Source organism: Elusimicrobiota bacterium (genome assembly GCA_028718185.1).
Lineage (GTDB): Bacteria > Elusimicrobiota > UBA8919 > UBA8919 > UBA8919 > JAQUMH01.
This window is the reverse complement of record JAQUMH010000012.1, coordinates 67,501-70,640: the sequence shown is the minus strand read 5'-3', so window position 1 is coordinate 70,640 and position 3,140 is coordinate 67,501. Positions and strand designations below refer to the sequence as shown.

General features: G+C 43.9%; 2 tRNA genes and 2 rRNA genes (1 of these 4 running past the window's edge). All 4 read right to left on the bottom strand.

Annotation, left to right across the window (positions count from 1 at the left end):
- Positions 1–2,183: ribosomal RNA gene (locus PHE88_11045) — 23S ribosomal RNA — on the bottom strand; the annotation flags it as partial.
- 294 nt (positions 2,184–2,477) lie between these two features.
- Positions 2,478–2,550: transfer RNA gene (locus tag PHE88_11040), tRNA-Ala, on the bottom strand.
- A 77-nt stretch (positions 2,551–2,627) separates the two neighbouring features.
- A tRNA-Ile gene (locus tag PHE88_11035) sits at positions 2,628–2,701 on the bottom strand.
- 253 nt (positions 2,702–2,954) lie between these two features.
- Positions 2,955–3,140 (bottom strand): 16S ribosomal RNA (locus PHE88_11030); it runs 1,370 nt beyond the window's last position.

Here is a 3,140-nt window from a genome sequence, read left to right as displayed (position 1 = left end):
CAGCACAATTTCGCCGAATTCATCGTTGAGACAGCGCCCCCATCGTTACGCCATTCGTGCAGGTCGGAACTTACCCGACAAGGAATTTCGCTACCTTAGGACCGTTATAGTTACGGCCGCCGTTTACTGGGGCTTCAGTTCAACGCTTTTCCTATCTTGCGATAAGATAACATCTCTCATTAACCTTCCAGCACCGGGCAGGCGTCAGACCCTATACATCATCTTACGATTTAAGCAGAGTCCTGTGTTTTTGCTAAACAGTCGCAGGGGCCACTTTATTGTAACCCTTTCACAACTGACTTCCGACAGACAGAATCAGGAAGTGAAGGGTATAACCCCTTCTCCAAACCCTATCAAATCTGTTTTCCATCAGCACTACTCGGGCACCTCTTCTTCCGAAGTTACGAGGCTATTTTGCCGAGTTCCTAAACGATGATTCAATCGCGCGCCTTAGTATTTTCTACCCATCTACCTGTGTCGGTTTGCGGTACGGACATATCTACATCTCTCTTTACGAGTTTTCTGGGCAGTGTGGTTGAATTACTTAATCCCGCTTGCGCGGGACTGGTCACCCCAATTTCCATCGAGGCAAATCCGCACATTCAATCGCGGACCAATCTACCCTCCTGCGTCTTCGTAAAAATAATAACGATATAAATATGGTTCCGGAATATTAACCGGATGCCCTTCACCTACCCCCCATTTAATTAGGGACTCGGCTTAGGACCGACTAACCCTGAGTCGACGAACGTTGCTCAAGGAAACCTTAGATTTACGGCGGACAGGATTTTCACCTGTCTTCTCGCTACTTATACCTGCATCCTCACTTCTGTTTCGTCCAGCACTCCTTTCGGTATGCCTTCACCCTAATACAGAACGCTCCCCTACCCCGTACTTTTAACCGAAGTTAAAAATACAGCCGTGGTTTCGGTACTATGCTTTAGCCCCGGAAATCTTCGGCGCAGAACCGCTTGACCAGTGAGCTGTTACGCTTTCTTTAAATGATGGCTGCTTCTAAGCCAACATCCTGGCTGTCTAAGCAATTCAACATCCTTTACCACTTAGCATAGATTTTAGGACCTTAACCGACGGTCTGGGCTGTTCCCCTTTTGCACGTGAAGCTTATCCCTCACGAACTGACTCCATTGTTCTTAAATATAGGCATTCGGAGTTTGGTTAAATTTGGTAACCTGGTTAAGGCACCTACTCTATCCAGTGCTCTACCACCTATATTAAACACAACAGGCTAGCCCTAAAGCTATTTCGGGGAGAACCAGCAATAACCAAGTTAGATTAGCCTTTCACCCCTAACCCCAGTTCATCTAGGAGTTTTTCAACACTCAACAGTTCGAGCCTCCATCCCGTGTTACCGGGACTTCACTCTGACCAGGGTTAGATCACTTGGCTTCGGGTCTATTAAATCGAACTAATCGCCCTATTAAGACTCGCTTTCGCTCCGACTCCTACCGTAGCTCTCACTACGGAATTAATCTTGCTCGATCCAATAACTCGCAGGTTCATTCTTCAACAGGCACACCATAACGCATTCCGGCACTAACAATTCCGACAAGTCGGAATCTTCGTAACCAGCATAGCGCTCTGGTAGCTTGTAAGCATACAGTTTCAGGTTCTTTTCACTCCCCGTCAGGGGTTCTTTTCGCCTTTCCCTCGCGGTACTAGTTCACTATCGGTCAGATGAGAGTATTTAGCCTTGGGTCGTGGTCGACCCAGCTTCACACGGGTTTCCTCGTGACCCGCGCTACTCAGGATACCACTTCGAGTTCTAATTTTTTCGTTTACGGGACTATCACCCTCTTTGGTTCACCTTTCCAGAACAATTCAACTAAAATTAGAATTTGTAACTCTACTTATGTGGTCCTACAACCCCGCTGTGCAAGCACAACGGTTTGGGCTCTTCCGATTTCGCTCGCCACTACTTTCGGAATCACTATTGTTTTCTCTTCCTCCGGTTACTGAGATGTTTCACTTCACCGGGTTGTTTTCCTTAACCTATTTTAAATTTCAGTTAAGGATTTTCTATATTCCTATAGAAAGGGTTCCCCCATTCGGAAATCGCCGGTTCATAGGTTGTTTGCACCTCCCCGACGCTTATCGCAGCTTACCACGTCCTTCATCAACTTCATCTGCCAAGGCATCCACTGTACGCCCTTTACTACTTGACCATATTATTTGACTCACACATAATTTAGTTCATCGCTTTCTATTTCATAGTTTTAGTTTATACAAACTATGAACTTTTTTCAATGAACTCAATCTGTATGATTCTTTAAGACACTTCTTGCCCTACATCTATATACTGTACATATTACAGTCCCTTATTATGACTAAATTACTACCAACTATTTAAATCATTTTAAGGATTTTATCAAAGAACCACTTTAGCTAAAAGTTCGTAGTTCATTGTTCATTAGATTAACATTTTTTATAAACTTTGAACTTCCAACTTTGAACTAGTTTGGAGGTGAGGTGATTTGAACACCCGACCTCATGCTTGCAAAGCACGCGCTCTCCCAACTGAGCTACACCCCCACAAACAACGGTAAGTGGGAAGTGGGAAGTGGTTTTAACTACTCCCTACTTTATACTTCCTACTCCCTGATTTTAAATGGGCCCAAAAGGAATTGCACCTTTCACCTCACGCTTATCAAGCGTGCGCTCTAACTAACTGAGCTATGGGCCCAATATAGCGAGTGTAAATCATATCTACAGATATATAAATATTATATATCTTGTAAAAAAACGTAGATACAACCCTCTTTCCCATTTTTTTAGGGTTTTAAAAGAACATATATAGTTCGTAGTTTTAATTTCTATGAACCTTTATATTTCTACTATTTGTTCTTTAAAAACTGAACAGTGTGATGAACGACCTAAAACACTAAACTAACATAAAACTTTTAACATCTTGTGTTGGTTTGTATTCTTTCTCCTTAAAAGGAGGTGATCCAGCCGCACATTCCCGTACGGCTACCTTGTTACGACTTCACCCCAGTCATAACCCATACCATAGGCGACTACCTATCTCTTGCGAGAATCGGCACATTGACTTCCGGTACAAATTACTTCCATGGTGTGACGGGCGGTGTGTACAAGACCCGGGAACGTATTCACCGCGACCT